This is a genomic window from Flectobacillus sp. (assembly GCF_049240685.1).
Lineage (GTDB): Bacteria > Bacteroidota > Bacteroidia > Cytophagales > Spirosomataceae > Flectobacillus.
Window position 1 is genome coordinate 1 of record NZ_JBMLSD010000358.1, and the last position, 5,383, is coordinate 5,383.

Sequence of the window (5,383 nt, forward strand, 5' to 3'; positions counted from 1 at the left end):
TGTTTCTAATTACTGGACAAAAAGAGAAAAGGTATTTAGACTTTTTCAATGAATGTTTAAAAACAGTTTAAAACTGTTAAAAAAATGAGTCCAAGACTAAGTCTTGAACTAGTATCTTCAATTTTGTCCAGTAATCAGACATTGTCTAATTATACGATACTTTCCTTGAATGATAGTTGTATATAAGTAAACCGAAAATTAGTCTTTGTACCACTATGAAGGGAAAATTTCATTTTTTAACCCTAGATACCTTCCTCCTATCTATTTCTAGCTTGCCCGAACGTCCTTATTGCTTATATTTGGGCTTTCTTATCATATAAACTTATACATCATGCAAAAAACTACTTTCATCAACCTTATGATGTTCTTGCTACTGTGTTTTTCGTCACAAGCGCAAATGCAGTCGCCAGAGGAATTTTTGAAGTTTAAAAAAGGAGACCGCTTTTTAAGACATCACCAAGTGGTGAGCTATTACGAATACGTGGCTGCACAAAATCCTTCTCAAGTAAAATTGATTCAGTATGGGTCCACCAATGAGGGACGGCCTTTAATTGCTGCTGTGGTAGCCTCTACCGAAAACTTTACCGCTCTCGAAGAAATTCGCACTAATAATTTGAAAGCAATCGGGATGTTGGATGGTAAACCAAGTACCCGTAAACAACCAGCAATCGCTTGGATGAGTTATAACGTTCACGGCAACGAGTCGTGTGGTACCAATACTGCCCCTTTTGTTCTTTATGAGTTGTTAAATCAAAATTCAGCTCGTAGCAAGGCTATTTTAGCCAATACGGTGGTAATCCTAGACCCATCCATCAACCCTGATGGATATGATCGCTATGCCAACTGGTACAATCAAAAAGTTGGAGCCAAATTTAATGCAAATGCTGCCGCATGGGAACACCAAGAGCCTTGGCCAGGTGGTCGTTTTAATCATTATATCTTCGACTTGAACCGTGACTGGGCATGGCAAGTACAAAAAGAATCGCAGGAGAGAATGGCATTGTATCGCCAGTGGATGCCACAATTACATGCCGATTTCCATGAGCAAGGTGTAGAGTCGCCTTATTATTTTTCGCCTGCTGCCAAACCTTATCATGAAGATATTACCGCTTGGCAACGTGAGTTCCAAAAGATAATAGGGGACTATAACAAAAAGGATTTTGATAAAAATGGCTGGTTATATTTTTCAAAAGAACGTTTTGACTTACTTTATCCATCTTATGGCGATACCTACCCTACCTACAACGGAGCTTTTGGTATGACCTACGAGCAAGGTGGCTCGGGTCGTGCTGGTTTGGGAATTGCAAAGCGTGATGGCGATACTTTAACTCTTAAACAAAGAATAGATCATCATTTTAGCACTTCTTTTGCCTGTTTGGAGGCTATCTCTGCCAACTCGGAAAAGGCAGTAGCCGAATTTATAAAATTCCATGATAACACCTCCAAAAACCCAGTAGGGCCTTACAAATCTTATGTTATCAAAACCAAAGGCGAGGAAGCCCGTGTAAAAGAGTTTTTGAACTTTTTGGATAAAGAAGGTTTTCAATATGGTGTTGCAGGCAAAGATTACATGGCAAACGGCTACAGCTATCATGATGACAAAGCGGGCTTTGTAAAAGTGGAGGCCGAGGATGTGGTGTTCAATCTATATCAACCTCGTTCGATGTTCTTGAAGATTTTGATGGAACCTAAAACAATGGTTGAGGATTCGATGACTTACGATATTACTTCATGGTCGTTGCCTTATGCGTATGGCCTAAAAGCTTATGCGTTGAAAGACCGTTTGAATCCGTCTGGTAAGGTAAATTTTGAAAATAAAATTTCTAAAGCAGAAAATGCTTATGCCTATTTGGCAAGATGGCAATCATTTACCGACTTAAAATTCTTGTCTGCTATTATGCAAAAAGGAATTAAGGTTCGTAGTGCAGCCAAATCATTTGAAATAGAAGGACAAAGCTACCCTGCTGGTACCTTAGTGATTACACGTACAGGAAATGAACGCTTGGGCGCTCAATTAGAAAAAATCTTGACTGATGAAGCTACCAAATTAGGCGTTGGATTAACAGCAGTTACAACTGGTATGGCTACAAAAGGCTCGGATTTTGGCTCAGAAAACGTAGTTTTCTTGAAAATGCCTAAAATAGCCACTGTAGCTGGTGAAGGTATAAGTACAACAGGTTTTGGTGAAGTGTGGCACTTCTTTGACCAACAAATTCAATATCCAATTACCGTTTTGCCTGAAAATACACTGGGTGGTACAAATCTTTCTCAGTTTGATGTATTGATTTTACCAGGAGGTAATTATAATAGAATTTTGAATGAATCTACCTTGGGCAAAATCAAAGAATGGGTTCGTAATGGGGGTAAATTAATCGCTATTGAAAATGCTTTAAAAGCTTTGGCAGGAAAAGAAGGTTTTGAATTGAAAACTAAAGAGGAAGAAAAAAAGAAAGAATCCGAGGAAAGTAAATTAAAAATTTATGGAAATGCTGAGCGTGAGTCTATTTCGGAAGAAACTCCAGGTAGCATTTACCGTGTAACAATGGACACTACACATCCTTTGGCATTTGGTTATGGTAATACCTACTTTAGTTTGGTGTTGGAAGGTGCTGCCTATCAATATCTTAATGACGGCTGGAATGTGGGTGTGACTAAATCAAAAGATTTAATTGCTGGTTTTGCTGGTGTGAAAGCACAAGAGAAATTGAAAAATTCCTTGATATGGGGTGTGCAAGACATGGGGCGTGGTAACGTGGTATACCTTGCTAATAACCCATTATTTAGAGGTTTCTGGCAAAATGGCAAGTTGCTATTTGGTAATGCGGTTTTTGTCTTAGGAAATTAAGAATTAAAAGCATATAATCACCAAGGGGCGTAAGGAGATAATCTCTCCTTGCGCTTTTTTTTTGTTACTCATGAGGTAATTGTATAGCCTATCAAACCAGTAGTATATATTTCTTTAATTTAGACCTTGATTGTATAAATCCTAGTTTTTTTGATAGCTTCTTTCAATAAGAAAATTGTAAGGTAGAATCTTTCTGGAAATGATATTTTTGATCTGATTACCGGACACTATTAAGTTCTCTAGTTCAAGACTGAGTCTTGGACTGATTTTTTAAATAATCAGTGAAAAAGGATATATACCTCAATCTCACTTTCTTGTTTTATCCAGTAATTAGACTGTTAACCAATAACGTTTTCCTACTTATGTTGGTAAATAGGGTTATCCTACGCACAATTTGTCAACAACACCTAGAAAAAACTGCTTTAGATACTCTTTTTATGACTATTCCTACAAAATTTCTGCCTTAAAATGACCTTAAATTAGGCTTAAAAATCATTCCTCCCGGCTTAAACAGGTATTAAAATTTTCATGTTTGATGTTTTCTCTATCTTCTATAATACATTAATATTCAGACGTTTGTGTATTCCATTTAGCTTTAAATCTATTTTTTCTTTTAAAAATTAGACCTTTCCGCTTACTCAATCATATAAATCTAAATCATTTTTCTGACCGTTAGTGATGTAGAAGTTCAGGCAATGAGCTTTCTAAACATCCTTACGCTGGGTAGCAATTTATCCAGTTCAAATATACTGTAAACTATAAAACTCAAAACATTATGAAAACGCAAGCCCTAAAATTATCGACTGCTATTTTAGCACTTTTTAGTTTTCAAGTTGCTTCAGCTCAAATTGGAGCTTCGGCTACCAATGCAATAAAAGCGACAAGTAGTGCGATGGCTAGTACTCATGCGGCAAGTAATGCTATTAAAGCATCCACTCAGGCAACTGCGAGTAGTTCTGCTGCACTAAAAGCAAGTACAAACGCTACCTCGGCAGTGCAAGCTACAACGCAATCTGTGGCAAAAGCAACTGGTAATGTCACTAATGCTACGAAAAATGTAGTTTCGGCTACGGTGAATGCTACAAAAGAGGTGGCTTCTTCTACGGCGTCTACCTTGAAGGCAAGTGCGAGCAAAAGCGCCAATGCGGCAGCAGATGCAAGAAATAGTTCAAGTGTAGATGTGGATGCCAATGTTTCGGTTGAAACAGATGGTAACATCAATGTGAATAAGGCAAACGGATTGAGCACTAGCAACGGTAATGGTAACCTAAACTCTCAGGCAAGCGCCAACGCCAGCGAAACTGGTAAAGCTAATGCCAATGAAAACGCCACTCCTTTGTTGAAAGAAAATTTAGTAATAGTAAAAGAAAAAGGAGCAAGCTCGGTCAATGCAACAAAGACAAAGATGTCTGAGACGGCAAGCGATACAAAATCCAAGGTAGGTTCTGAGGCGAAGTCTACCTCGCAAACAAAAACTGAGGCGACAGTCAAATCGAGTACTTCTTTAAAATCAAGTGCTAGTGCTGTTAAGCATTAATTTGCCCACTTTCCATGCCACTCTTCTATCTGAGGGTGGCATGATATCTATTACACAAACTAAAATTTCTCTCGCCATGAAACCTATCACCATTCTTTCTGCTCTTTTGTTATGTTTGGATTGCGCGTCTGTTTCACAAGCGCAATCCGAAACTGAAACTCCCAAAAAAACAGCGGCAACAGTCATCAGCGGACTTTCTTACTCTCCCAAATTACATTACTACGGTCGAACTGATGAGCTTAAAAGTAGTGCCTTGATGCCTACGATATTGGTACAATTTGATAGTCTTGGGCTGTACTTGACAGGCTCTACGGTTTTTACCACTAATGCTGTTCAACCTTTGAGCTATGCGGCCACAGTAACCGAAATCGGCTATAAATTTGGTAAAAAACAAGGTATTGCTGGAAGTATCTACGGTGATAAGTTCTTTTATCAAAATAAAACCTTGGTGCAGTCTGCGCTCCAAGGCCAAGTGGGTTTAAATCTTTCTCATCTTAACAAAATTGCCAATATAAATCTGACAAGTATCGCAGCTTTTTCTGATAAAACAGATTTTTTTGCAAGCGCCGGACTCGAACACCCTTTTGTGATGAAAACGGGAAAAAGTGTATTTGTGGTTACCCCAACGGCGGTTGCCAATGCTGGTACGCAAAGCTTTACGAGTACCTATTTCAAAAACAATAAATTTTTGGGAATACCTATCTCAAATCAATCTTCTACTCAAACCACACAGGTATTTAATCTATTGAGCTATGAATTTAGTATGCCAGTAGTATGGGTATTTAATAATATATTTTTGGTGGCAACTCCAGGTTATGTAATGCCACAAAATGTCGTATCGACTTCAGGTAACACCGAAGTCGTTTCTCGCAACGGTACCAACCTTTTTTATGTAAATCTTTCTTTGCTTTACTCTTTTAAGATAAAAAAAGAGTAAAACAGTATGCAAAATAAAATCTAATTATTGATCACTAGGCTTTCGGTATGGGCTTTGGACAAAA

General features: G+C 38.1%; 3 protein-coding genes. All 3 read left to right on the plus strand.

Going from position 1 to position 5,383, the window contains the following annotated elements; genetic code table 11:
• The first annotated feature begins 331 nt into the window (after positions 1–331).
• The 3 genes from ACOVQ4_RS16440 to ACOVQ4_RS16450 all read left to right on the plus strand — a co-directional run bounded on the left by ACOVQ4_RS16440 (position 332) and on the right by ACOVQ4_RS16450 (position 5,319).
• Positions 332–2,845, plus strand: a complete 2,514-nt coding sequence (locus ACOVQ4_RS16440) for a M14 family metallopeptidase (RefSeq protein ID WP_421821710.1) — start codon at positions 332–334, stop codon at positions 2,843–2,845.
• Positions 2,846–3,620: 775 nt separating this feature from the next.
• Positions 3,621–4,382, plus strand: a complete 762-nt coding sequence (locus ACOVQ4_RS16445) for a hypothetical protein (protein WP_421821711.1) — start codon at positions 3,621–3,623, stop codon at positions 4,380–4,382.
• Between the two features lie 76 nt (positions 4,383–4,458).
• A complete protein-coding gene (locus ACOVQ4_RS16450; protein ID WP_421821712.1) occupies positions 4,459–5,319 on the plus strand; it encodes a hypothetical protein in 861 nt (286 codons plus the stop codon).
• Positions 5,320–5,383: the final 64 nt, after the last annotated feature.

Excerpts from the sequence above, each read along its gene's own strand:
- ACOVQ4_RS16440 (WP_421821710.1), top strand. The coding sequence starts at position 332 with ATGCAAAAAACTACTTTCATCAACCTTATGATGTTCTTGCTACTGTGT.
- ACOVQ4_RS16445 (WP_421821711.1), top strand. The coding sequence starts at position 3,621 with ATGAAAACGCAAGCCCTAAAATTATCGACTGCTATTTTAGCACTTTTT.
- ACOVQ4_RS16450 (WP_421821712.1), top strand. The coding sequence starts at position 4,459 with ATGAAACCTATCACCATTCTTTCTGCTCTTTTGTTATGTTTGGATTGC.